At 39.8% G+C, this 24,248-nt stretch carries 24 protein-coding genes; 7 read left to right on the plus strand and 17 right to left on the minus strand.

Translation table 11 applies throughout. The features are described 5' to 3' along the window. Positions 1-4: 4 nt before the first annotated feature. The 3 genes from AC570I_RS11120 to dgt all read right to left on the minus strand — a co-directional run bounded on the left by AC570I_RS11120 (position 5) and on the right by dgt (position 4,329). Positions 5-511, minus strand: a complete 507-nt coding sequence (locus AC570I_RS11120; RefSeq protein WP_497405480.1) for a T9SS type B sorting domain-containing protein — start codon at positions 509-511, stop codon at positions 5-7. A 4-nt stretch (positions 512-515) separates the two neighbouring features. Beyond that, positions 516-2,744, minus strand: coding sequence for a beta strand repeat-containing protein (locus tag AC570I_RS11125; protein WP_497405481.1), 2,229 nt, complete (start codon positions 2,742-2,744; stop codon positions 516-518). Between the two features lie 241 nt (positions 2,745-2,985). Then, positions 2,986-4,329: a dGTP triphosphohydrolase gene (dgt, locus tag AC570I_RS11130; RefSeq protein WP_497405482.1), complete on the minus strand. Its 1,344-nt coding sequence runs from the start codon at positions 4,327-4,329 to the stop codon at positions 2,986-2,988. A 156-nt stretch (positions 4,330-4,485) separates the two neighbouring features. On the opposite strand from dgt, the gene AC570I_RS11135 reads away from it, so the two are divergent. Next, entirely contained in the window at positions 4,486-4,851 is a 366-nt protein-coding gene (locus AC570I_RS11135; protein WP_047798784.1) for a hypothetical protein, read from the plus strand. A 343-nt stretch (positions 4,852-5,194) separates the two neighbouring features. On the opposite strand, the gene AC570I_RS11140 is transcribed toward AC570I_RS11135, so the two are convergent. From AC570I_RS11140 to AC570I_RS11185, 10 genes are all read right to left on the minus strand, one after another. Continuing rightward, positions 5,195-5,437, minus strand: coding sequence for a hypothetical protein (locus tag AC570I_RS11140; RefSeq protein WP_497405483.1), 243 nt, complete (start codon positions 5,435-5,437; stop codon positions 5,195-5,197). A gap of 121 nt (positions 5,438-5,558) precedes the next feature. Beyond that, complete coding sequence (locus tag AC570I_RS11145; RefSeq protein ID WP_497405484.1) at positions 5,559-5,789, minus strand: hypothetical protein; 231 nt, start codon at positions 5,787-5,789, stop codon at positions 5,559-5,561. Positions 5,790-5,885: 96 nt separating this feature from the next. Further along, positions 5,886-6,191, minus strand: coding sequence for a 30S ribosomal protein S10 (gene rpsJ, locus AC570I_RS11150; protein WP_008244591.1), 306 nt, complete (start codon positions 6,189-6,191; stop codon positions 5,886-5,888). 136 nt (positions 6,192-6,327) lie between these two features. Further along, entirely contained in the window at positions 6,328-8,442 is a 2,115-nt protein-coding gene (gene fusA / locus AC570I_RS11155) for an elongation factor G (protein ID WP_497405485.1), read from the minus strand. A 130-nt stretch (positions 8,443-8,572) separates the two neighbouring features. Then, complete coding sequence (rpsG, locus tag AC570I_RS11160) at positions 8,573-9,040, minus strand: 30S ribosomal protein S7 (protein WP_047798788.1); 468 nt, start codon at positions 9,038-9,040, stop codon at positions 8,573-8,575. Positions 9,041-9,057: 17 nt separating this feature from the next. Next, entirely contained in the window at positions 9,058-9,471 is a 414-nt protein-coding gene (rpsL, locus tag AC570I_RS11165) for a 30S ribosomal protein S12 (RefSeq protein ID WP_012780770.1), read from the minus strand. A 446-nt stretch (positions 9,472-9,917) separates the two neighbouring features. Further along, on the minus strand, positions 9,918-10,139 hold the full coding sequence (locus tag AC570I_RS11170) for a VF530 family protein (RefSeq protein ID WP_047798789.1): 222 nt from the start codon (positions 10,137-10,139) through the stop codon (positions 9,918-9,920). A gap of 112 nt (positions 10,140-10,251) precedes the next feature. After that, positions 10,252-12,237, minus strand: a complete 1,986-nt coding sequence (locus AC570I_RS11175; RefSeq protein ID WP_497405486.1) for a M1 family metallopeptidase — start codon at positions 12,235-12,237, stop codon at positions 10,252-10,254. Between the two features lie 97 nt (positions 12,238-12,334). Next, the gene (locus tag AC570I_RS11180; protein ID WP_047798790.1) at positions 12,335-13,075 is read right to left on the minus strand and encodes a carboxypeptidase-like regulatory domain-containing protein; all 741 of its coding nucleotides are present in this window, start codon (positions 13,073-13,075) and stop codon (positions 12,335-12,337) included. A gap of 68 nt (positions 13,076-13,143) precedes the next feature. Then, a complete protein-coding gene (locus AC570I_RS11185; RefSeq protein ID WP_497405487.1) occupies positions 13,144-13,491 on the minus strand; it encodes a Spx/MgsR family RNA polymerase-binding regulatory protein in 348 nt (115 codons plus the stop codon). Between the two features lie 162 nt (positions 13,492-13,653). On the opposite strand from AC570I_RS11185, the gene AC570I_RS11190 reads away from it, so the two are divergent. The 5 genes from AC570I_RS11190 (at position 13,654) to ytxJ (ending at position 17,116) form a co-directional block, all read left to right on the plus strand. Continuing rightward, entirely contained in the window at positions 13,654-15,162 is a 1,509-nt protein-coding gene (locus AC570I_RS11190; protein ID WP_497405488.1) for a sensor histidine kinase, read from the plus strand. Positions 15,163-15,220: 58 nt separating this feature from the next. Beyond that, positions 15,221-15,895 (plus strand): LytR/AlgR family response regulator transcription factor, encoded by a 675-nt coding sequence (locus AC570I_RS11195; protein ID WP_497405489.1) that lies wholly within the window; start codon positions 15,221-15,223, stop codon positions 15,893-15,895. Positions 15,896-16,026: 131 nt separating this feature from the next. Continuing rightward, the gene (ribH, locus tag AC570I_RS11200; RefSeq protein WP_497405490.1) at positions 16,027-16,518 is read left to right on the plus strand and encodes a 6,7-dimethyl-8-ribityllumazine synthase; all 492 of its coding nucleotides are present in this window, start codon (positions 16,027-16,029) and stop codon (positions 16,516-16,518) included. Positions 16,519-16,574: 56 nt separating this feature from the next. Next, positions 16,575-16,697, plus strand: a complete 123-nt coding sequence (locus tag AC570I_RS11205) for a hypothetical protein (RefSeq protein ID WP_497405491.1) — start codon at positions 16,575-16,577, stop codon at positions 16,695-16,697. An 86-nt stretch (positions 16,698-16,783) separates the two neighbouring features. Further along, a complete protein-coding gene (gene ytxJ / locus AC570I_RS11210; RefSeq protein WP_047798795.1) occupies positions 16,784-17,116 on the plus strand; it encodes a bacillithiol system redox-active protein YtxJ in 333 nt (110 codons plus the stop codon). 89 nt (positions 17,117-17,205) lie between these two features. Here ytxJ and AC570I_RS11215 read toward each other — a convergent pair whose 3' ends face one another. Together AC570I_RS11215 and msrA are read right to left on the minus strand one after the other, a co-directional pair. Next, positions 17,206-18,708 (minus strand): malate:quinone oxidoreductase, encoded by a 1,503-nt coding sequence (locus tag AC570I_RS11215; protein WP_497405492.1) that lies wholly within the window; start codon positions 18,706-18,708, stop codon positions 17,206-17,208. Positions 18,709-18,917: 209 nt separating this feature from the next. Continuing rightward, positions 18,918-19,517, minus strand: a complete 600-nt coding sequence (gene msrA / locus AC570I_RS11220; protein WP_497405493.1) for a peptide-methionine (S)-S-oxide reductase MsrA — start codon at positions 19,515-19,517, stop codon at positions 18,918-18,920. Between the two features lie 253 nt (positions 19,518-19,770). Between msrA and AC570I_RS11225 the strand changes: the two genes are divergently transcribed. Next, entirely contained in the window at positions 19,771-20,733 is a 963-nt protein-coding gene (locus AC570I_RS11225) for an isopenicillin N synthase family dioxygenase (protein WP_497405494.1), read from the plus strand. Between the two features lie 75 nt (positions 20,734-20,808). Here the strand turns inward: AC570I_RS11225 and AC570I_RS11230 are convergent, their stop codons facing one another. Further along, entirely contained in the window at positions 20,809-22,641 is a 1,833-nt protein-coding gene (locus AC570I_RS11230; RefSeq protein WP_497405495.1) for a serine hydrolase domain-containing protein, read from the minus strand. Further along, positions 22,613-24,247, minus strand: a complete 1,635-nt coding sequence (locus AC570I_RS11235) for an amidohydrolase (protein ID WP_497405496.1) — start codon at positions 24,245-24,247, stop codon at positions 22,613-22,615. Before AC570I_RS11235 ends, AC570I_RS11230 begins: the two co-directional genes overlap by 29 nt. Position 24,248 lies beyond the last annotated feature (1 nt).

The following is a 24,248-nucleotide window of genomic DNA, read 5'->3' on the forward strand; positions in this document are numbered from 1 at the left end:
GTTGTTATTTTTTATATAAAATTGATATAAAACCTTTGATGGTGCCGCCCGCACCCAAATCAAGAAGGTAATAGTAGGTATCTTCAGCTAGCGGGTTTCCATTTACATATCCATCCCAATTGTTCTGGTAACCGGTAGTTACATAAAGTAAGCGCCCACCCCTATCAAAAATACTGAGCCTGGCTGAAGGATAGTTTTCAATTCCCTTCACCACAAAATAATCGTTTTTACCATCACCATTGGGCGTTAGAATATTGTTCATTATTGCTATGTTGGCAGCGGTTTCGATAACTAGGAAAGGTTGAAGAAATCCCTGTGTTAAGCTAACGGAACCAGTTTGAAAGGTTTGCACCAATACCATTTCCCCAACGCTAAAATCGTAAAACTGATTGCTGATTTTAGCAGAACCATTAGCGGCATTTATTGTATATGGTAGGCTTTGCGCCTTCACTTCTGTAGCGAGGCATCCCCATACAAACGGAATAATAAACAAATAACTGATGTTTCTCATATCGTTAGTTTATAGAAATCCACGAAGTCCCATCACTTTGAATCGTTATGGTTTTATTGCCGTTTAAGGTTGTGATATTCGTATCATCATTTAGAGTAACCGGATTGTTAAACGTGATGTTTCCCGATGACAAAGCCTTTACGATAATGTAAATACGCCCTTTGCACGTTGCGGCAGCAGGAAGATTAATATTAACAGCAGCTGCTGTATTTTTTACCCGAACAGTGTAATGACTGTCATCGAGGGTTAATGTACCTGCAGTAGTATACGTTAAAATACTCGCTGAAACAGAGCCATTAATATTTAATGAACTTGTATTGGCGGGGGCATATGATGTGGCGCTTGCGGCTGAAGAGCCATTAATCACAATTGCACCGCCGTTTGTTGTAAAAGTTCCTTGTATTAGCGGATAGGTCGTATTTGAATTGGCAATCACCAATGTATTGTTTGCAGCGGTGAGCGTGTTTCCCGCATTGCTGCCAATAAATACATTTCCACTACCGCTGTTTTTTGAACCGGCAGCATATCCTAACGCGGTATTATTATCGCCATTGCTTGCTTCCAGCGCTATACTACCAATCGCAGTGTTAGCCACACCGGTACCATTTGCCATTAAAGCATGTGTACCAAAAGCGGAATTATTGGAGCCAACAGTATTGATTAACAATGCCTGCGAACCGAAACCACTATTGTTAATTCCACTGAAACTCCTTTGTAAAACCATGTATCCAAACGCGCTGTTCTCGTAGCCCGATATATTTAACGACAGGGCTTCCCGTCCGAATGCGCTATTGTAAAATCCTGAAATATTTGAAGTAAACGTTTTGTAGCCGTAGGAAATATTGTTTTCAGAAGAGTTACCTAATCTGCCGGATTTTTGACCGTTCACCATGAAGTTAATTGCCACGTCATCGGTATTACCCAAAAAATTGTTTGTCTGGTCAACGTTTCCTGTATTACCCCCTAAAGCCCAGGCATTTGCATTAGCGAACAATGTTCTGCTAATCAGCTCTGGTTTTCCTGTAGTTGCGTTTGTGATATACACTTTGTTTGCATCGCTTACACCATTTGTTGTTAATTTAGCCAGCGTAACTGATGCATCAGCTAACTTAGGTGTACTCACAGCAGCATCAGCAATTTGTAGTGTGTTTACTGCTGCATCAGCTATATTCACATTTTTTATTTCCTTGTTACCAATTTTTATCGAAGTAACAGCGGCGTCTGCCAGTTTTGAAGTAATTACAGCATTATCCGCAAGTTTGACTGTGGTTACTGCACCTAAATTGATATCTACAACAACATCTTTCAGTAAAGCAGTTGAACCATTTCCACTAATACTTAAGTCTGTAGATGACAGCGATTTTGCTCCTGCAAGCTGAGCCACATCCAAGGTTACCGGTCGCCATGTGGTTCCATTAAATACAAGAACCTGATTGGCTGATGGAGCAGCAGCGGATAAAGTGATGCCCTGTAAGCTGGCAATAGTTGGATTAGGATAGTTACCTGTTAAATCGCCACCAGCTACACCCGTCGATGGTCCCACCGGACCTGTATCTCCCTTATCACCTTTATCACCCTTCGCACCTGCTGTACCTGGTATACCCTGAGGTCCTGTTGCGCCTATATCACCCTGCGGACCCTGCGCCCCGGTTGCACCTGTAGCGCCGGCAATCCCGGCAACACCTTGTGGACCAACCGGGCCAGTTGCACCAATATCTCCTTTCAAACCTTGCGGACCTGTAGCTCCTGTAGCGCCGGCAACACCAGCAACACCTTGCGGACCAACTGGGCCAGTTGCACCAGTATCGCCCTTTTGCCCTGTTGGGCCGTTCGCTGCGTACAGCGCATAGGGTACACTCAATAACTGAGCGGTTCCGGCTATAGTGAAGTTGGTTCCGTTGTCAGGATCAACTTCAACTTTAATATATTTTAGGCCTGTTCCCCATGTAACTCCTGCTATAGTACCTGTAACTGAAGAAGCGCCAGCGCCACCAATAGCAATAGCATAAAGTCCGACTGTATTTGTGGTAACCGTTCTCACCTCGACATATTGGACAGTTCCGGTCGCCGAGGCATCAAGAATGCTTAAACGGACAGCAATATTTTTATTGACTAAGGGAGTGCCGTTGGCATTTCTGGCAGCACCCTGATAATTGAATTGTTGAGGAGCCTGGGCCCGAACGAACATTGCCAAGCCCATACTTAGCAAAGTAATAAATAAAAGTTTTTTCATGAATAGGGATAAGATCTAAAGTGCTGCAGCCTGATTCATCCTGGCAAGCCACAACTCCCAAATCTAATAATTAGTATATCCCTGCACATTCCTTTTACACGAAAGCGCTAATTTATTATACTATTACAAATTAATTAGTTTAAAATCAGAAACATGCAAAACAATTCATTTCATTAATTTTACACAAAGTGACATTTATCAATAGAATAATTATAAACAATCCAAGCGATAAAGATCCTTCTTAAGTCTCCGATGGAAATGATATTCCTTTAATATTTCTATATAAATCCACGGCGTAAAGGTCTGTCATACCCGATACGAAATCCAACACACTTTGAGTCCTTGCATAGATATCACGCAAGTCAGTATGATACTGTTTAGGAATGAGTTTGACTAACTTTTTATAATAATGCGTATTATTATGAATCAGTGCCGGGACAAATTCTTCGAGCAAACCTGCCATAATTTTATAACCTGCCACTTCTTTCTGAATCACTGAAGAAAAATTATAAATACGCTCGATCGACACTTTCTCTATGGCCTTCCAGGCTGCATGGTAGGGTTCGGGAATTAGATCCGTAAGGCTGTTGTTCAGATCACCTTTTAATAAACTTTCCTGTTCCCTATAAAAAATACCAGCACAAATGTTAGTGAGGGTGTTTATTGCTTTGGCCCTAAGTAAACCAACCTTTGCATCATCATCTTCATAATCATTTTTTAACCTGTCTTCAATTGTATTTGAATTAGCAAAAGGCAGAAGATAATTTTTAACTTCTTCAAAAGATAAAATTTTTAAGCGATGTGCATCTTCAAGGTCTATAATGCTGTAGCAAATATCATCAGCAGCCTCTACTAAATAAACTAAGGGATGTCGTTTATAGATCAAATATTCATGCTCTTCCCTATCGATATGAAGCTCTTCAGCTATTTTCTTAAACGTCTCTTCTTCCGACTGAAAAAAGCCATATTTTTTACGATGTAAAATACCCTTTTGCTTACCAGCAATTGATGCGCAGGGATATTTCGCTATCGAGGCTAATGTAGAGTATGTGAGGGCATAAGCATCATTTCCTTTGCCTTTGAGAGGGTGAGTCAGTATCCGGATTGCATTTGCATTCCCTTCAAAATTAATCAGGTCGTGCCATTGCGATTCTGTCATATCGTGCTGGTACGCTTTTCCATCACCATCAGTAAAATAACGTGAAATAGCGGCTTCACCCGAGTGTCCGAACGCAGGGTTGCCCAAATCATGGGCCAATGCCGCTGCTGCCACAATATTGCCAACTTCACTTATTAAAGGAACTGATAGAATGAGCGCAGGGTCTTTTTCTTCGACTGTGTTTAAAAAAATATTTGCCATAGAACGTGCAACACTTGCCACTTCCAGACTATGTGTTAACCGGTTGTGCACAAATACACTTCCCGGCAATGGGAACACCTGGGTTTTATTTTGCAAACGCCTGAAAGGAGAAGAAAAAATCAGGCGGTCGTAATCTCGTTGAAAATCAGACCTTGCCCTGTCGCGGTCACCTGTCCAACTTTCCTGACCAAACCTCTTATTTGAAAGCAAATATTTCCACTCCATTTGTATATCACTGTATTAAATCTGCTGCCAAGTTAAGCAAAAGCGATAAAAATGCAGGACAATTATTTATGGATACCATGAGGTATTTTGGTACTGAACCCGATATTAATCAGAAACCATTTCATAACTATACTGTTATAAATAAAAAAAGCTACTATGAAAACGAGTGTATATAATAAAGATGAGCATTTAGAGGGCTATGTAAACAACGGAAAAAGGGATGAGGCAAAATCTGATGTTCAAAAGGCTTATGAAACCGGAAATGATTCTGATGAAGTGAACTCTTTTGGTAAAGATCCAAGTCAGCTCATTGAAGGTAATAAAGCTGCACGGGATGGTTATGACAACTCTGGAACCCAGGGAAAAGACTCATTAAGCGATGACGCATACAATAGTGAAGACCAACATCCTACTGTTGAAAGTGCCGAAAGTCACACTGGAAGTTCAAGTGATGATTTTAAAAATCCGACAACCAAAATAAATGAGCAAGATGAAAATCATGCGCTTGATACGGGAATTTAAGTAGATAAGCCAATATAAGGTTCTTCAATCTGACCTCCAATAATACCCGCGCGCATGATTTGTAATGAATAAGATAACTGTCCTGACAGACATGATCATTTGACATAAATCAATAAATATATCGGCACGAGTTGAGTGATTTGCAATTTATTTTTCGATTTTTGTGATCAAATCAGAATACGCGACAAAAAATTAACCACAGTTCATCATAACTAAACGATTTGAGGGCATTCGCTACTCACTTAAAAAACAGGTTGTGGAATTCTGATCCATTTCCATCTACCGGAAATTCATTACTCGTTAAACAGGTAATGTTGATTACCGACATTACCTGTTTAATATATTAAAGACTTTTACCCCCAATACCACGATTTTCATCTCTGCTTCGATTGGCAATATCTTCATCCTGACTGAGGTTTTTATTTTTTAGGTGTTGATTAACATTATCCTCAGCTTTTTCTGATGGATCGGTTTCAGGCTCATCTTTGCGTTTAACTTCAGGTAACTTATGTCCATAAGTAGCCTCTCCATTATCCCATTCTATTCCATCATTTGTATGTTGCTCATTAACATTATCCTTATTCATATCAGTATTTTTTCAGTGCTATCTGTTTACTAAACAGTAAATTGATTAAAAATGTTTCTAATATTATTCGGAAGGATACCAAAGGAATAACAAAAATAAGGGAGAAATAATACATTTCTAACTAGATTCCTTTCTCCTGATCCACGCCATTGGTACTATCTACATTTTCCTTGCTTGAGCCATTATCATCCCTTTTTCGGGGTGGATTTTCCATTCTGCTTTCTTCAAGTTCCGAGAAATCGCTTCCTTTCTGGTTTGCTACCTCCCCATGTGATGAAGGTTTTTTGTTTTCTTCCTTCTCATTATCGGCAAAATCCTGTCCTTTCACTGGTAAATTTTCGTTATCTGTCATACCAATCAAACGCCGGAAAAGGTTTTTTGTTTCTAAAATTAAGGCACAAAAAAAGTCCCGGCTTTCACCAGGACTTTTCAATTCATTTAAATCAAGTTACACTTTGATTTCAACTTCAACACCGCTAGGTAATTCAAGTTTCATTAAAGCATCAACTGTTTTAGAGTTAGAGCTATAGATATCTAATAGGCGTTTGTAAGCGCACAATTGAAACTGCTCTCTGGCTTTTTTGTTTACGTGTGGAGAACGCAATACAGTAAAGATTTTTTTCTCTGTAGGAAGTGGAATTGGTCCACTTACAACTGCACCCGTAGGCTTAACAGTTTTTACGATTTTCTCAGCAGATTTATCTACCAAGTTGTAATCGTAAGATTTTAATTTAATTCTGATTCTTTGGCTCATCTTATTTTTAATTGTGATTCCCTGTTAGAGCTATTAACAACAGGAACCGGATTTATCTTTAAAAAGGTTGATGGTTTAAGGTGTAAGGCTTGGGGTTTAAAACCTTTAACCTCACGCCTTTTACCTTATACCTGAATTAGTCTTCTGACTTAATTCTACCTTTTGATTTAGCAATTACTTCGTCCTGAACGTTTTTAGGCGCTGGCTCGTAGTGATCAAATTCCATTGTAGAAGTTGCACGACCTGAAGTAATGGTACGTAACTGAGTTACATAACCGAACATTTCGGAAAGTGGAACCAATGCTTTGATTACCTGAGATCCGTTACGTGTATCCATACCTTGTAACTGACCACGACGGCGGTTCATGTCACCGATAACATCACCCATGTTTTCTTCAGGGGTTAAGATTTCGATTTTCATAATTGGCTCCATCAATGCAGGTTTACATTTAGGTAAAGCTTCACGGTATGCCATACGGCCTGCAAGCTCGAATGATAAAGCATCTGAATCGACTGCGTGGAATGAACCATCAATCAAACGTACTTTCATATCAGGAAGTGGATAACCAGCTAATACACCGTTGGACATTGCAGATGCAAAACCTTTCTCAACTGAAGGGATGAATTCACGAGGAATTGAACCACCTACAATTTCGTTTACGAATTGCAAACCGCCTTTTTCAAAATCGGCATCAATTGGAGAAACCACAACTTTGATATCAGCGAATTTACCACGACCACCAGATTGTTTTTTATAAACCTCACGGTGTTCAGTTGTACCGAATATTGCTTCTTTATAAGCCACTTGTGGTGCACCCTGGTTAACTTCAACTTTAAACTCACGTTTTAAACGGTCGATCAGGATATCTAAGTGAAGCTCACCCATACCAGAGATTACAGTTTGACCAGTTTCCTGATCTGTTTGCACTCTGAACGTAGGATCTTCTTCAGCTAATTTAGATAATCCCATACCTAATTTATCAACATCAGCTTGAGTTTTAGGCTCAATAGCCAATCCGATAACCGGCTCAGGGAAGTTCATAGACTCAAGAACGATTGGGTTTTTCTCTTCACAAAGAGTATCACCAGTTTTGATATCTTTAAATCCTACTACCGCAGCAATATCACCAGCAGCCACATTAGGCACAGGATTTTGCTTGTTAGCATGCATCTGGAAAATACGTGAAATACGCTCTTTACTTTCTGAACGTGTGTTATAAACGTAAGAACCAGCTTCTAAGTTACCCGAGTAAACACGGATAAAACATAAACGGCCTACAAATGGGTCAGTTGCAATTTTAAATGCTAATGCCGCAAATGGCTCATTGATACTTGGTTTTAATAACACTTCAGCACCTGTCTCTGGATTTGTACCTGTTACGCCTTCTGAATCAAGAGGCGAAGGCAATAATTCCATCACATAATCCAACATGGTTTGAACACCTTTGTTTTTGAAAGATGAACCACATACCATAGGAACGATTTTAGCATCTAAAACAGCTGCACGTAAAGCATCTAAAATTTCACGCTCAGTAATTGAGTTTGGATCTTCAAAGAATTTCTCCATTAAAGACTCATCATAATCAGCAACTGATTCTAGTAATTTTTCTCTCCACTCAGCAACCTCATCTAACATATCTTCAGGGATTGGCACTTCGGTAAAGGTCATACCTTTATCGTGCTCATTCCAAACGATACCACGGTTGTTAATTAAATCAACTACACCTTTAAATGCATCTTCAGAACCGATAGGTAATTGCAAAGGAACTGCATTGCTACCTAACATATCTTTAACTTGTTTAACAACTTTTAAGAAGTCTGCTCCGGAACGATCCATTTTATTAACGAAACCGATACGGGCAACATTATAGTTGTTAGCCAAACGCCAGTTGGTTTCAGATTGAGGCTCTACACCATCAACTGCAGAAAACAAGAACACTAAACCATCTAATACACGCAAAGAACGGTTTACCTCTACGGTAAAATCAACGTGTCCTGGTGTGTCGATGATGTTCATGTGGTAAGCCTGACCTCTGTATTTCCACTCAACCGTAGTTGCAGCAGAAGTGATCGTGATACCACGCTCTTGCTCTTGTGCCATCCAGTCCATTGTTGCTGCACCTTCGTGCACTTCACCAATTTTATGACTTACACCAGCATAATAAAGGATACGCTCAGTTGTTGTAGTTTTACCTGCATCAATGTGAGCAGCGATTCCGATATTTCTTGTAAATTTTAAATCTCTTGCCATGTTATTTTTTTGATTTTTCTGATCTTAAATGATTACACCGATTATGTAAAAACAAATCGGTGCAATTTATCTAATCAGTATAATCTTCTAATTAAATCTGTGTAATCTTACTAATCTGTTAATCCTAAGACTAGAATCTGAAGTGAGAGAACGCTTTGTTAGCCTCAGCCATTTTGTGCGTATCTTCTTTCTTCTTAACAGCAGCACCTTCACCTTTAGCAGCAGCTACAATTTCACCAGCTAATTTCTCTTTCATGGTTTTTTCACCACGACGACGAGCGTATAAAATTAACCATTTCATACCTAGAGCTGTTTTACGCTCTGGTCTAACCTCAGTTGGAACCTGGAAGTTAGCACCACCAACACGGCGAGATTTAACCTCTACAGCTGGCATAATGTTAGTTAAAGCACGTTTGAAGATTTCTAATCCGTTTTCACCAGCTTTTTTTTCAGCGATTTCAACAGCATCATAAAAAATTGCGTAAGCGATAGATTTTTTTCCATCGTACATCATATTGTTTACAAAACGGGTTACCTGAACATCGTTAAATTTAGGATCAGGAAGGATAATTCTCTTTTTTGGTTTTGACTTTCTCATTTCTTATTTCCTCCCGATTATTTTTTCTTTCCTTTTGCAGGTGCAGCAGCAACTTGACCTGGTTTAGGACGTTTAGTACCATATTTCGAACGACGTTGGTTACGACCAGCAACGCCTGATGTATCTAATGCACCACGGATGATGTGGTAACGTACACCTGGTAAATCTTTAACACGACCACCACGAATCAAAACGATTGAGTGTTCTTGTAAGTTGTGACCTTCTCCAGGAATGTAAGCATTCACCTCTTTACCGTTCGTTAAACGAACACGGGCTACTTTACGCATTGCTGAGTTTGGTTTTTTAGGGGTAGTGGTGTACACACGTGTACATACACCTCTTCGCTGTGGACAGCTGTCCAACGCTGGAGACTTACTCTTGAACTCCAGTGCTACTCTACCTTTTCTAACTAATTGTTGAATAGTTGGCATTGTGCTTTTTTATGTTTTTTATTAAAAATTTACCGCTCCCCCGGCTTCCTTTCAGATAGCCTATAAAACGGACTGCAAAAGTAGAACAATTCTTTTTATAAATCAAGGGGTTAGGAGAAAAATTTTGGAGCAGGTCGTTTTAAGATAAATCATGTGCAGTAATTTTCCATATTCATGGCTCCAGGATGACTTTTTGCAGTTATGCCATTTTAAAAAAGTCCTCTCGCGGCGGGTTTAAGGGGGTTTTACCAATAAAAAGGGGGTTTAAATGCGTTTCTAATGGGTTTTCCATGCATTTACCCAAACATGATGCAAGGAATGTGCAAAGAAAGTGCAGGGAAAACCCAAGCGAGTGCCCTGCGACGGTACTACTACGATACTACGAATCTACCGGATAGACCGAACTGAATTTAGTGGTTTTCTGAAGTATTAATCTAACTGGAAATTTACGAATGAAAAGTATCTAAGAACAAATCCTCTACCTTTTTCCTGGCCCAGGGCATTCTGCGTAAAAATTTAAGACTTGATTTTATAGTCGGGTTACTGTTGAAACAATCTATCCGGATCAGGCTTCCCAGTTTTTCCCATCCATAATGAACATGTAAATCGGTAACGATCTTTTCCAGTGTAATTCCGTGAAGTGGATTGTTTTTCTGCTGCTCGGCCATGGTGCAAAGTTAAATTAAACTGGTTGGAATTTGATTACAAACAATAAAAAACCGCAGATTGCCAGACTTTGATTAAATCTGATCATCTGCGGCTAAATTAACATTCTTGTTTCTAGTTTCCTGCTGTCCAGGTATTGTTATCCGGATTTGAGTCAGGCAAAACCTTATTCGGGTCTAAAGTAACTGAAACCACTTCTTCTGTTGTTGGATAGCGCACCAACCAGGTGGTATTTTTCATCCAAACATCTACAGGTATTTTAATGATATCTGTTTTACCACTTTTGGTTTTTACCTGAAGGATAATTGGCATTGGCATTTTCTCCAGATTGGCCACAGTGATGTTGTAACCATTGATGGCATCATTGTTTTTAACCACATCAACTTTAGAAATTGCCTGATCCATTTTCCAGCTGTTTAAGAACCAGCTTCTCCAGAACCATGCTAAATCCTCTCCGGCACCGTTTTCCATTGAGCGGAAGAAGTCGAACGGGGTTGGGTGTTTAAATGCCCAGTTTTTGATATACTGGCGGAATGCATAATCAAAACGATCTTCACCCAAAATCTGGTCTCTTAGAAGATCTAGCCCCCATCCTGGTTTGCTGTAAAGATTAACGCCAATATTTCTCTCAATCATTCCATCAGGCATTTGCATAATATTTTCGTAAACCGGGTTACCAATTACTGATTTACCGATTCGGTTCATATCAGCAGGACGTTCAGCATATTCCCCTTTATTGAAGTTTTTAGATGATATACCGTTAATGAAAGTATTAAAACCTTCATCCATCCAACCGTATTTTCTTTCATTAGATCCAACAATCATCGGGAACCAGGTATGGCCAAACTCATGATCGATAACTCCCCATGCACTGCCATTTTTCGCTTTCCATCCACAAAATACGATACCCGGATATTCCATCCCTCCAATATTTGTGGCCACATTCACTGCCATAGGATATGGATACTCGAACCATTTAGTGGAATAATGTTCGATCGTTGATTTTACATATTCTACGCCACGGCCATAACCATCAGCACCATTACTTTCTACTGGTTGGGCCGACACTGCAAGCGATTTTTTACCACTTGGCAAATTGATACGTGCAGCATCCAAAACAAAGGATTTTGATGAAGCCCAGGCTGCATCACGGGCATTTAATATTTTAAATTTCCAGGTCAGTTTATCTTTTGAGGGTCGGGAAGACGGGTCAGTTACTTCGCTTTCTGTTCTGATATGCACAGTGGCATCGCTTGCTTTTGCAGCATTCCAGCGCTGCAGTTGCGTGGCAGTGAAAACCTCCTGTGGATTCAATAATTCGCCGGAGCCCATCACGATATGACTCGCCGGAGCGGTGATGGCAAAATTGATATCGCCATATTCGCAATAAAACTCTCCTCCGCCCCAATATGGCAAAGTGTTCCAACCTATAACATCATCATAAACACACATCCGCGGAAACCATTGTGCGATAGCGAAGATTTCTCCGTTTTTGGTCGTTAAGTGTCCTGTTCTGTCCGATCCCTCTTTTGGAACGGTATAAGAATAGTCCAGTTTGATAGTTACAACATCGCCATTAGCCGCAAGGGGCTGATCCAGGCGGATTTGCATGCGTGTATCTTCAATTAATGAGGTAAATTTTACTGCTGCAGCTTTCTGTGCAACACTGATTGTACCGATTTTGTATCCGCCATCAAACTTTTCGCCTTGCGCACCGTATCGGCTACGGGCAGGTGTAATCATTTTACCCCGCGAATCTTCCTTAAAAGTATTCTGATCAAGTTGCAGCCATAAGTATGGCAATTTATCAGGACTATTGTTTTTATAGGTAATGGTTACCGTACCTGTCACCAGACTTTTGGTGTCGTCCAGGTTAGCGGTTATATTATAGTCTACTCTGTTTTGCCAGTATTTAGGCCCAGGAGCACCAATAGCAGAACGAAACTCATTGCCATTCTGAGTATAAAACAATGGACCGAACGCTTCTGCGGGATTATAATTTGTTGGAGTTGTTACAGGTTGTGCGGCTTGTTGAGCATTTGCCGAAAAAGCAAATACACAACACGACAAACACAAACCTATGAGGTTAGTAATTTTCATGATAATAATAAGGTTTACAGGCTGTAAATATAAAAAAAACCACATTCAGTAAAGAAATGTGGTTATATTGTTACCTGTTTTAAGGAGTGTGTGATGATTAGTTGGTTTTTAGCTTTGGCAAATCCTGAAGCTTTCTTTGCTCAGGTGTTAGCTTTTGCCACGCAACAAATGCTCTTGAAATATGAAAAGCATAACGATATGGGCGGTCTGCTTTTACAGCCTCTACCGAGGGACGGTAAAGAATCATGAAGTTTTTAAGTTCTGTCCCCTGTAACTTAGTCAAATCGGTAATGGCTTTCTCACTGAAGTTTTCATCAATCTCCTGCTGGTACATTTCCTTTTCCTGCAAATCTGCTTCTTTACGCTGTTCTCTTTTATATTTTCCATAGCCTAAATTAAGGTTCAAGCCCCCTACCTTATCCGTCATTCTTTTACGGTTCAGGTTCCCTCCAGTACTTAACAAAGTATATTTTTCTGCAAGCGGATCTTTAGCATCAGTAATCTGACTGTTCATGCGAACGGCCTCCACGTTTACGTCGGCAAGGTTAGTAGATTTAACTGGTAAATAAATAGTTCTGTTTAAAAGATTGGTGAGGTATAATGTATCAGTGTGATAACCGACAGCAGAGAACTCTATTAAATCACCAACGTTTGCTGCAATCGTATATTTCCCTTCCTTATTGGTAGAAGATGTTTTTTTACTGTTTAAGTTACGAATGGTAACACCCGGCAGGGAAAGTGTTTTTTTTGAATAGTCGAAAACTGTTCCGGTAGTAACGGATTGCGCAAGGGCGCCAAATGGCAATGCCAGTAAAATAAAAACGATCAGCTTATACATATTCAAAAGTAACTTAGTTAAACATCCAATGTTTGCTTTTAACAAACTTTAACAATACAACAACTGGTCTAGACAAGTGTTTTAGCGTATTGGTTTTCGTCAAAAGAAATTAAAATGGCGTAACCATCTTTCTCAATAACCGGACGTTTTATCGCACTGGTATTGTCGATCAGGTATACAATTACCTTATCCTCATTATCAATTGCAGCCTGCTCTTCTTTAGATAACTTTTTCCAGGTAAGCCCCTTTTTGTTTAGAACTGTCTCCCATCCAAAAACCTTGAACCACTCCTTAAGCTTTTCTGCAGTGATGCCTTTCCTTCTAAAATCATGAAATTCAAATTCTATCTGGTGTGATTTTAGCCAGTCGAGTGATTTTTTCACTGTATTGCAGTTAGGAATTCCGTAAACGATCATGTTCGTGGTGTTTGGATTTGTGATTAATTGGATTGTTGCAAAGGTAATAAACTGGTAAGTTCTTACAATTTAAATCATCTGTCACTTTTTTTTGGTCATCCATCACATTTTATGAATATAGTGCCTCTGGCTTGCTAACATTGTATTATCAAATATTTCAGTATGAAACTTAAAGATTTAAACAAAGTAGAGTTTTGGGTATCAGGCATCATTTACCTGTGTTTGTTCATCAGATTGATATCCAATACTGTCGATCAGCACCACAACGAAAACTGGTCGCGCTTTTACGATGAACACATTTCCTATTCCAGCTTTACTAACTATTTTATTCCTGAGGTGGTCATCATAACAGTTTTGTACCTCAACTTTCTGCTGTTAAATTTTTATATCATCCCTTCGGTAATTAAGAAAGAGAAACCGGTATGGCATTACCTTTCCATTGTTTTTCTGATTTGGGTTACAACCATGGCCATCGGCATTTGCCGTACCTATAGTTTGGCCTACGAACTTGTGACCTATAACACCATACAACAAGCCTATAACCATATCTTCTTCAAAAGTTTCTATAATTCCTTTTTGATTGTCATTATCATTACGGTTTACATCCTGATCAAATCGCTTATCATCAGCCTGATTAATTCAGATGATGAGCTTGGCAGTAAGCAAAACAAAGTTAAGGCGGATATTGCTTCCGGCCTGGCCTTCTGGCTAATCGGAATGCTGCTATTATTGATAACTGATGCCCCTTATGAGGTGTGTACCATATGGACGCTGGTGATTTTCAGCGCCATAGGTATAGGCGTCTACTCCCTTTACTACCTGATTCCAAAACTAGCTTTAAGTGGCAAAAAATTCCGTAAATACCTCTTCAGTATATTGCTGGCAAGTTTACTGCTTTCTGTTCCTGTATCGCTGATTGGACTTTTAGTATTCAACGGCCGTGTAGAAGGTGCCCTGATTGTTTTTCTGTTTAATATTCCAACGCAATTACTTTTAAGCGCGCCACTGTGCTGGTATTTGTATAAAAAGAGAATCTCTAACGATGCTGAATTAAACACTTTGAAAACGGAGCTTGGCAAATCGGATGCGAGCCTGAGTTTCCTGCAATCGCAGATCAATCCGCACTTTCTGTTTAATGCCCTAAATACATTATATGGCACTGCATTACAAGAAAATGCCGACCGTACCGGAGAAGGAATACAGAAGCTGGGAGATATGATGCGTTTTATGTTACATGAGAATACCCTTGATAAAATCTCTTTGACACGTGAAGTAGAATACCTGAGCAACTACATTGATTTGCAAAAGCTAAGAACCTCCCGCTCGGCAGACATCAGGATTGAAACACATATTGAAGAGCAGTTTGGCAATTTGCAGATCACTCCGATGCTTTTAATCCCCTTTGTGGAGAATGCCTTTAAGCACGGGATCAGTTTACAGCAACCTTCATACATTAAGATAAGCCTTCAAACCAAAGAAAGCACTTTATATTTTGACGTAAGCAACAGCATATATATTAAAGCGGATAACGATCCGGAAAAGCTGAAAAGTGGCATTGGACTTGAAAATGTAAAAAAACGTTTAGCGATGCTTTATATTGGAAAACACGAACTGATTATCCGTGAAAGCGCCAGTGAGTTTTTTGTACATTTGACATTGCAGCTGGATTAGTATTTTGCTAAGCCGCAGCGCAAAAGATTGAATTTTATTAACTGACGATACAACTATCATGACCGCTATTGCTATAGATGATGAACCGATTGCCCTTGAAATCATTCAATCGCATGCTTCAAAAGTTCCGTTCATTGATTTGAAGCAGGTTTTCACAGATGCTTTTCTGGCGACAACCTATCTGCAGCAAAATAAAGCAGACCTGATATTTCTTGATATTAAAATGCCGGATATCAGTGGTATAGATTTTCTGAAGAGTTTAACCAATGCACCGATGGTTATTTTTACTACGGCTTACACTGAACACGCTGTGCAAAGTTTTGAACTCGATGCTATTGATTATTTGTTAAAACCTTTTTCACTTTCCCGTTTTTTAAAGGCCTGCAATAAAGCCCAGGAGTTATTTGATCTGCGAAATCAGCGGCAGGAAACCTCATTAGGCTATATATTTGTAAAAGATGGTTATGAACAAATCCGGGTTGAATTAAGTGATATACAATATGTGGAAGCCTCTGGAAATTATACCCAAATACAAACCGACAGCAAACTGATTAGCTCGCGCATTACCATTAACGATTTAGCGGAACTGCTTCCGAAAAGCGATTTTATTAGGTGCCACAGGGCATTTATTGTTCCAAAAAAAAAGATCAGCAAATTCGACCGGAATCAGATCTGGATTGGCGAAAAGATTATTCCTATAGGGGCAACTTACCAGAATTTACAATTGATTTGAGCCGTGAATATTGTTTCCAGCTGCAAAATCATGCGTTAGGGGGCTTGGTTTTAAAAATCGACTACCATAAATGTTGCAAGCTGTAAACATTTCTATTTCAAAGATTCAACACTTAGACTTATCTTTGCCGTATGTCAACACAATTAAAAAATCTATCCGACTTCTCGCATACTACAGTTCCAAGTGGTGCTAACTATAAAATTGGAATTATTGTCGCCGAGTGGAATGCTGAAATTACAGGCGCATTATACAACGGTGCCTTGAAAACACTCCTGGAAAATGGCGTAAAAGAAGAGAACATTATCTCTTTACCTGTACCTGGAAGTTTCGAATTAACCGGAGGTGCGGAAATTTTACTGAGCAAAAGAAGCGACATAGATGCGGTTATTTGTTTGGGTTGTGTAATTCAGGGGGATACCAAACATTTTGATTTTATTTGTGATGCTGTGGCTCAAGGCACTACAAATGTGGGGATCAAGTACAGCAAACCTGTAATATTTGGCGTATTGACAACCAATAACCTGGAACAGGCACAAGATCGTGCAGGAGGAAAACATGGCAACAAAGGTGATGAGGCAGCAATTACTGCTATAAAAATGGCCGATTTTTCAGCCAATATTTAAAATTGCTTATTCATAATACTATTTGTATCTTAGCTTATTAAAATATACTTCATCAGATGAAAAAAGTAGCCATATTATTATTGGCGGTGTTCAGCACCATTACCATTTTAGAATCTTGTTCAAACAAGCTTTGCCCTGCTTACGGATCATATCCTGAAGGCAAACGCAGAAGAAACTAATCTAACTATTCTTGCTTTTTCATTTGCAGGTCATTTGCAGAACTTTATTCTTTTGCATTTGTTAAAGCTGTAAAACAATTCATATCATGACCTGGGTAAATTTAACCTCATTAGATCAACTGAATGAGATAAAAGCCGACAGTGGCTATAATCTTATTTTCAAACATAGTACACGCTGCTCCATCAGTATGATGGCGAAAAGAAATTTCGAATTTAGCTGGGATGTTATTCCTGAAGATACAAAGCTCTATTTCCTTGATTTGATCAGTTATCGTGACATTTCCAACGAAGTTGCAAGTCTGTTTCAGGTAACACATCAATCGCCGCAGATTTTACTAATCAAAAACGGTGATTGCGTTCTGGAAGCTTCGCACAGCGACATTTCAGCAGAAGAGGTTGCCGAGGTAATCGCAGCATAATAAAAAAAGCCGAATCATTGATTCGGCTTTTTTGTTGTTGATATCTCGATTTGTGGTGATCAGCATTGGATACTTTCAGCTTATCCTACTTAACCAATCTTTAGTACCGCTGTAGTTCTTTCTCTGGTTTGTTTACAAAGCGCAGCGTCTTTAGCCAGTTCCTTACCGTAGGTTGGAATCATGTCTTTAATTTTAGCCTGCCACTCATCCGTAGCCAGATCTTCTTTGAAACACCTCGCAAGCAGCTCAAGCATAATAGAAACGGCAGTGGATGCACCCGGAGAGGCACCCAATAATGCGGCAATTGAACCATCGGCAGCACTCACCACCTCTGTTCCGAATTCCAGTACACCACCTTTCTTCTCATCTTTTTTGATCACCTGAACGCGCTGCCCTGCATATTCCAGCTCCCAGTCTTTTAATTCTGCAGTTGGGAGATATTCCTTAAGTGCTTCTAAACGATCTTCAGGTGATTGTCTTACCTGATCAATAAGGTATTTGGTCAGATCAAGGTTATGCAAACCGGCCGAAATCATCGGACGAATATTATTAAACTTTATAGATTTAGGCAAATCGAGAAACGATCCGTTTTTCAGGAATTTAGTTGAAAAACCTGCGTAAGGACCAAACAGTAACGCCTGCTTGCCGTTAATCATTCTGGTATCTAAATGTGGTACCGACATTGGTGGAGCACCTACTGCGGCTTTACCATAAACCTTGGCATGGTGCTGTTTAATAATCTCCTCGTTGGTACATTTTAACCATTGTCCACTTACAGGAAATCCCCCGAAGCCTTTGCCTTCCGGTATATCTGATTTCTCTAACAAAGGAAGAGAGCCACCGCCGGCACCAATGAAAACAAATTTGGCTACGCGTTTACGTTTCTCATTAGTAGCTAAATCTTTAACTTTTACAATCCAGTTACCATCTTTATTTTTCTTTAAGTCACGTATTTCGTGATTAAAATAAAGGTTAACATCACTCTGATTTTTCAGATTGTTAAACATATCACGCGTTAATGTGCCGAAGTTTACATCTGTACCCAGATCCATTTTAGTTGCAGCCAGTTTTTCGCCTTTCTTACGTCCATCGATAATAAGTGGCGCCCAGGATTTAACCGTATCTACATCTTCAGTATATTGCATTTCGCTAAAAAGGTCGCAACTTGTAAGTGCATCATAGCGTTTTTTTAGGTAGTCGACATTCTTTTTACCCCATACAAAACTCATATGTGGAATTTTACGAATAAAGTTCTCAGGAATTGAAACCAAACCTTTCTCTACCAGGTAAGCCCAGAACTGCTTGGATACTTCGAAATTCTCAGCGATTTGAATAGCTTTTTTTATTTCGACAGACCCATCCTTTTTCTCTGGCGTGTAATTCAATTCACAAAAAGCAGAGTGCCCTGTACCAGCATTATTCCATGCATCAGAACTTTCAGCTGCTGCTACGTCCAGACGTTCGTAAATTTCGATACTTAAACCGGGTTCTAATTGCTTTAACAAAACTCCAAGTGTTGCGCTCATAATACCAGCGCCAATTAGAATTACATCTGCGTCAGTTTTACCAACTGTCTTTTTCTTTTTAGTCATTTGAATTAAAGGAGTTACATCCCTTAAAAAGGCGTCGCAAAAACGCTTCTTTTTTAGGTGCTTAAAACTATAAAAAAATTGATAAGAAATGAAAAAATAGTCAAATCTATTCTATGATTTTAACAAAGAACAGACCAAAAATTGCAAAACCGTTAAGATGGTTAGCTATTAAATAAAAAATCCCACGCTTGATGCGCAGGATCTTCTTTTTAATTTTTCAGTTTGGCTTTAAAAACCTTTTCCAGCTTTTGCATTTTGGGAAGAATTACTAACCGGCAATAGGGTTCACTACCATTTTTGAGGTAGTAATCCTGATGGTAATTTTCAGCAACGTAAAAGGGCTTTGCCGCTTCTATTGCTGTTACCACCTTCTTACCAAAGGCATTGGTTTTATTTAATTCTGTTTTATATTTCTCCGCCAGGGCTTTTTGCTCTGCATTGTGATAAAAAACAACTGAGCGGTATTGGGTTCCTGAATCTGCACCCTGCCTGTTCGGGGTTGTAGGGTCGTGGCTTTTCCAAAATACCTCCAGCAAATCTTCGTAAGAAATCACCGATGGGTTATAGTTAATTTCAAGAACTTCTGCATGACCGGTGGCTCCTGTACAAACCTCCTCATAGGTTGGATTACTTAATGTACCACCTTCGTACCCCGATTTTACTGAAGTCACCCCTTTCAGTCGCTGAAAGATTGCTTCAGTACACCAGAAACATCCCATACCGAATGTTGCTTTCTCCGTTTTTTTACCCTGAGCATTCGCCTGGCTTAGGGATAAAACGGACAATAATATCAAAATTAGTTTTTTCATGTTGTGTATTTACGTTAATAAAAAGCTTTCCATATGGTTTAGCTTCATCATATATTACGAAAATAAAGTGGTTAAAGTTTCAGACCATTCAATAATGGATTTCGGATGACAAACTCAAATTCAGTTAAATTTCGAATGGATTGTTAATAACTTAAACATAAAGATATCAGCATTTTAATTGTTATTCTACATCCATAATCACACTTATTAACAATTCTTTTTCTAAATTCGTAAGAACATAAAAAACAGAGACATGTCTACACCGTATATTCCTTGTTTGGATTTAGGCTCGTACATCAACGGTACTGAAGAAGAACGCAAAAAATTTTCTGATGAATTAGGCCGCGCCTTCAACGACTCAGGTTTTGTAACGATTACCAATCATGGGTTAAGTCAGGAATTAATTGATAAGCTTTACGAAAATATTAAGGCCGCTTTTTCGCTGCCTGTTGAAATTAAAAGAAAATATGAGAAACCTGAGTTAGCCGGTCAGCGTGGCTATACAAGTGCTGGTAAAGAAACTGCGAAGGGAGCCAAAACACCGGATTTAAAAGAGTTCTGGCAAATCGGACAGGAAGTTACCGACGGTGATCCTGTAAAAAATGAATATCCTGATAATGAAATATTGGAGGAGCTACCTGAATTTAATCCGATAACAGGTGAGATCTATAGAAAGTTACAGGAAAACGGAACTCACTTATTAAGGGCTATTGCAACTTATCTGGAGCTTCCTGTAGATTATTTCGATAAGCATGTTCACAATGGAAACTCGATTTTAAGAGGGATACACTACTTCCCTATTGAAAACCCGGAATTAATTGCTGATGACGCTGTACGCGCAGGTGCCCATGAAGATATTAACCTGATTACCTTACTGATTGGTGCCAGTGCCGATGGACTGGAGGTTTTAACCAGAGGTAATGAGTGGTTGCCGATTAAGGCGCACCATACTGATATTGTGGTAAATGTGGGTGATATGCTGCAACGCTTGACTAATAATAAGCTAAAATCGACTACACACAGGGTAGTGAACCCTCCACGCGAACTGATGAAAACTTCACGTTTTTCGGTTCCGTTTTTCCTCCATCCCCGCAGCAATATGGATTTAACCAGCCTGCCTTCTACTATTGATGCAGAACACCCTAAAGCATATAGCGATATGACTGCAGGTGAATATCTGGATGAAAGACTTAGAGAGATTGGATTGAAGATGTAATTGGCCAAAGATCAGATAACCTCCCTAAAAAAAGCACCGGTTAAACTGCCGGTGCTTTTTTCGTTCATAACGATGCTACTTTCCAGATTCATCGATCGCCTTATTCACCACGTCCTGTATCCTTCCTCGTATTTTCATATTGGATAGTTTATCTGTAACAGTAGGATTAACCCGGTTTGATAAAAATACGTACACCAGTCCACGGGAAGGATCAACCCAAACGCAGGTACCGGTATAGCCTGTATGTCCGTAAGTTTGGGTCGAGGCTAAGTCTGAAGGGTAATGTTTGCTGGTATCCGGATCCCAGCGGTCGAAACCTAAACCACGGCGACTAACATTCGATTGCTTTGAAGTAAACATATCAACAGTCTGCGGCTTAAAGTATTCATGTCCGCCATAAGTTCCCCGGTTAAGCAACATCTGGTAAATAATGGCCAGGTCGTTTGCACTCGCAAATAGACCGGCATGCCCGGATACCCCACCAGCCAGGGCAGCGCCCTGATCGTGTACATAGCCAACCAGCAAGGTTTTTCTAAAATAGGTATCCTGTTCTGTCGGGATAATCTGTTCGGGTTTAAAACGGTTTCGAGGTAAAAACCCGGCCGTTTGCATCCCTAATGGCTTATAAAAATTCTCATATGTATAAACGTTAAGTGGTTCCTCACTGATGTGCTCGACTATATCTTTCATGACATACATACTAATGTCACTGTAAACATATTTTCCTCTCGTCCTAATTGGAGAATTCAGCATTTTTGGCCACATAAAATCCTGAAAAAAGCCTTTTTTGATGAAATAGTTGTCCGCCACCTTCGTAGGGAAAGCTGCCGATGAATCTCTGCTATAATCGCCTGTTTTTACATAGTCGTGAAATGGAATGTAGGGAATAAAACCAGCCTGATGCAACATCACCTCACGCACCTGAATATTGTTCATTGGCGTGGTGCGGGCTTTAGGAATATAGGCTCCGATATTGGTATCTAACTTTAATTTCCCTTCTTCAAACAAGCGCATTACTGAAGGAGTTGTAGCAGTAACCTTGGTTACTGATGCCAGGTCGAAAATATCGGTTACCTTATCAGGCACATTGGTATCATAAGTATGTGTTCCATAAGCTTTATTGAAAATCACTTTGCCATCCTTAGCAACCAACACCACCAACCCCGGAGTAGCTTTCTGTCCAATTGCTTCTGCCGCAATGGCATCGATGCCTTTCAAATCATTTGAGTTCAATCCTGCATCTTCAGGCACAGTATATTTTAATCTCGTTTTTACCGTAACAAAGCCCGATCCAATTGTATAACGTGGAGAAAAAGCAGTGGTAAGTTTATTGCCCGCAGCAATTCCCCCGAAAATATACTGCGGAACGATTGCCGCAGCATCTGTGCTGTTTTGGGCCGTCCATACAATCGGACTTTGCAGTGCGTCGAATGCCCTTAAGGCAATCCCGTTTCCAAATACTGCCAGTATTACTTTTTTTGTTTTGCTAATGCTGTTGATGAAGTTGACATATTTTGCCTGACTGGCATGCTGGTCATCAATGGAAATTAAAATCGTGTTGAAATATTTTAAATCATCTTCCAGATCATTCAGGTTGACACTGTCTTTATAAGAACTGGCAGAAAATGAAGATACCTTATCGTATTTATTGGCCAGGCTATCAAATACCAGGCTGTAAGAAAAGCCAAGACTCACGGATGCTATGTTTTTTTTATCGAGCGACTTCAGCGGTATAATGGAGTCCTGATTATTTAATACAACTGTACTTTGGGTAATTGAATTTGCAACAGAAAGCTTCTTTTCGTTTGTGGAATGCTCCTGGGCGCATGCCATTAAACATAAAACATTAAAAAAACTCGCCGCAGCCAGAATAAACAATCTATTTCGCTTCATATACTTTTTCTCCATTCAGATAGGTTTTTAATACTTTGGTTTTTAAAATATGCTGTGGTGATGATTTTAAAATATCGCGGTCGAGAATCACAAAATCTGCAAACTTGCCCTTTTCCAAACTTCCTTTTTCGTTTTCCTCGAAATTGGCCTTTGCTGCCCAAATGGTCATCCCACGCAATGCCTCTTCAGGGGTCAGGGCATTTTCCATTTGAAAGCCTCCTTTCGGAAAACCTTTTGCATCTTCTCTTACCGTTGCAGCATAAAACGTTAATAATGGATTAATGTTTTCTACCGGAAAATCTGTACCCAAAGGAATCCATCCATTTTGCTTTAATAGTTGTTTATACGCATAGGCGCTTTTGAGGCGTTCAGCCCCCAGGCGCTGGCCAGCCCAATACATATCAGAAGTTGCATGAGTAGGCTGCACTGAAGGTATAACACTCGCTTGACCGAACAGATCAAAATCGTTTGGGTTTACCACCTGAGCGTGCTCAATTCTCCACCTTTTATCATTCTTTCCTTTGAGAATCTTGTTATAGATTTTAAGAATGGTTCTGTTTGCAGAGTCACCAATGGCATGCGTACACATCTGAAAGTTGTTAGCCGCAATTTTCCTGGCAACGTCTTCATAGTGTTTTGGATTACTCAATAAAAAACCGGTTTTCCCTGGCATATCACTGTATTGGTGTAAGAGGCAAGCACCCCGGGATCCTAAGGCACCATCGGCATAAACTTTAAAGGCCCTCACATTTAAACGATCAGTTTTCACAGCTCCCCTGGCGAAAAGATATTTGTAATTATCCTCCTGATCGGAGAGCATCACATATAAACGCATTTTGAGTTTATTTTCCTTCTGCAGTTTCTCAATAAATTCTACGGCGAGATAACCTAAGCCACAATCATCAATTGTGGTCAGGCCTGCTGCGAAACAGTTTTTTTGGGCGTCGGTGAATATCTTTTCTGCAAGCTTTGCATCTGGCGAGGGGATTTTATTTTCGACTAACGTTACTGCATTATCAATCAGCACTCCTGTAAGTTTTCCGTTCATACTAAGCATGTCTCCCCCTGTTAGCTCTTGCTTTCCTCTAATACCTGCATCGTCAAGCGCTTTTTGGTTCGCAATAGCCGCATGACCATCAATGCGGTTAAGAAATACAGGGCGGTTAGGAAAGAGTGACGTGAGCTTTTCATTTGTTGGAAAAGCTTTATCTGCCCAATCGTTCTGATCCCAACCGTTTCCGATCAGCCAACCATCCGGGTGAGTTTTAGCAAAAGCCGATAAACGCTGCAAAATCTCATCCCATGATTTCGTATCACGTAAATCTGCAGCCTGCAAACTTTGTCCGTATCCATAAAAATGGGCATGTGCATCAATAAAACCAGGATACACCGTTTTGCCGGAAACGTCGACTTGTTGTTTAGCGGTATATTTGCTTTTAATATCTTCAGTAGATCCGAGTTCGACAATTTTACCATCGTTTACAGCGAATGCTTCCACTGTTTCAAAGCCACTATTAACAGTATACACCTTTCCATTAAAAACAATGGTATCTACGTCCTGCCGTTTTTTGCAGGAAAAAAGCAGCATGGCCACCATCAAAGCACACAGGGATGTTTTCATC

The organism is Pedobacter sp. A2324 (genome assembly GCF_059693705.1).

Excerpts from the sequence above, each read along its gene's own strand:
- AC570I_RS11195 (WP_497405489.1), top strand. The coding sequence starts at position 15,221 with ATGACCGCTATTGCTATAGATGATGAACCGATTGCCCTTGAAATCATT.
- ytxJ (WP_047798795.1), top strand. The coding sequence starts at position 16,784 with ATGACCTGGGTAAATTTAACCTCATTAGATCAACTGAATGAGATAAAA.
- rpsG (WP_047798788.1), bottom strand. The coding sequence starts at position 9,040 with ATGAGAAAGTCAAAACCAAAAAAGAGAATTATCCTTCCTGATCCTAAA.
- dgt (WP_497405482.1), bottom strand. The coding sequence starts at position 4,329 with ATGGAGTGGAAATATTTGCTTTCAAATAAGAGGTTTGGTCAGGAAAGT.
- AC570I_RS11135 (WP_047798784.1), top strand. The coding sequence starts at position 4,486 with ATGAAAACGAGTGTATATAATAAAGATGAGCATTTAGAGGGCTATGTA.
- AC570I_RS11125 (WP_497405481.1), bottom strand. The coding sequence starts at position 2,744 with ATGAAAAAACTTTTATTTATTACTTTGCTAAGTATGGGCTTGGCAATG.
- AC570I_RS11190 (WP_497405488.1), top strand. The coding sequence starts at position 13,654 with ATGAAACTTAAAGATTTAAACAAAGTAGAGTTTTGGGTATCAGGCATC.
- AC570I_RS11230 (WP_497405495.1), bottom strand. The coding sequence starts at position 22,641 with ATGGAGAAAAAGTATATGAAGCGAAATAGATTGTTTATTCTGGCTGCG.
- AC570I_RS11225 (WP_497405494.1), top strand. The coding sequence starts at position 19,771 with ATGTCTACACCGTATATTCCTTGTTTGGATTTAGGCTCGTACATCAAC.
- AC570I_RS11205 (WP_497405491.1), top strand. The coding sequence starts at position 16,575 with ATGAAAAAAGTAGCCATATTATTATTGGCGGTGTTCAGCACCATTACC.
- AC570I_RS11170 (WP_047798789.1), bottom strand. The coding sequence starts at position 10,139 with ATGGCCGAGCAGCAGAAAAACAATCCACTTCACGGAATTACACTGGAA.
- AC570I_RS11140 (WP_497405483.1), bottom strand. The coding sequence starts at position 5,437 with ATGAATAAGGATAATGTTAATGAGCAACATACAAATGATGGAATAGAA.
- AC570I_RS11120 (WP_497405480.1), bottom strand. The coding sequence starts at position 511 with ATGAGAAACATCAGTTATTTGTTTATTATTCCGTTTGTATGGGGATGC.
- rpsL (WP_012780770.1), bottom strand. The coding sequence starts at position 9,471 with ATGCCAACTATTCAACAATTAGTTAGAAAAGGTAGAGTAGCACTGGAG.
- msrA (WP_497405493.1), bottom strand. The coding sequence starts at position 19,517 with ATGAAAAAACTAATTTTGATATTATTGTCCGTTTTATCCCTAAGCCAG.
- AC570I_RS11175 (WP_497405486.1), bottom strand. The coding sequence starts at position 12,237 with ATGAAAATTACTAACCTCATAGGTTTGTGTTTGTCGTGTTGTGTATTT.
- AC570I_RS11235 (WP_497405496.1), bottom strand. The coding sequence starts at position 24,247 with ATGAAAACATCCCTGTGTGCTTTGATGGTGGCCATGCTGCTTTTTTCC.
- AC570I_RS11145 (WP_497405484.1), bottom strand. The coding sequence starts at position 5,789 with ATGACAGATAACGAAAATTTACCAGTGAAAGGACAGGATTTTGCCGAT.
- AC570I_RS11185 (WP_497405487.1), bottom strand. The coding sequence starts at position 13,491 with ATGATCGTTTACGGAATTCCTAACTGCAATACAGTGAAAAAATCACTC.
- rpsJ (WP_008244591.1), bottom strand. The coding sequence starts at position 6,191 with ATGAGCCAAAGAATCAGAATTAAATTAAAATCTTACGATTACAACTTG.
- fusA (WP_497405485.1), bottom strand. The coding sequence starts at position 8,442 with ATGGCAAGAGATTTAAAATTTACAAGAAATATCGGAATCGCTGCTCAC.
- ribH (WP_497405490.1), top strand. The coding sequence starts at position 16,027 with ATGTCAACACAATTAAAAAATCTATCCGACTTCTCGCATACTACAGTT.
- AC570I_RS11180 (WP_047798790.1), bottom strand. The coding sequence starts at position 13,075 with ATGTATAAGCTGATCGTTTTTATTTTACTGGCATTGCCATTTGGCGCC.
- AC570I_RS11215 (WP_497405492.1), bottom strand. The coding sequence starts at position 18,708 with ATGACTAAAAAGAAAAAGACAGTTGGTAAAACTGACGCAGATGTAATT.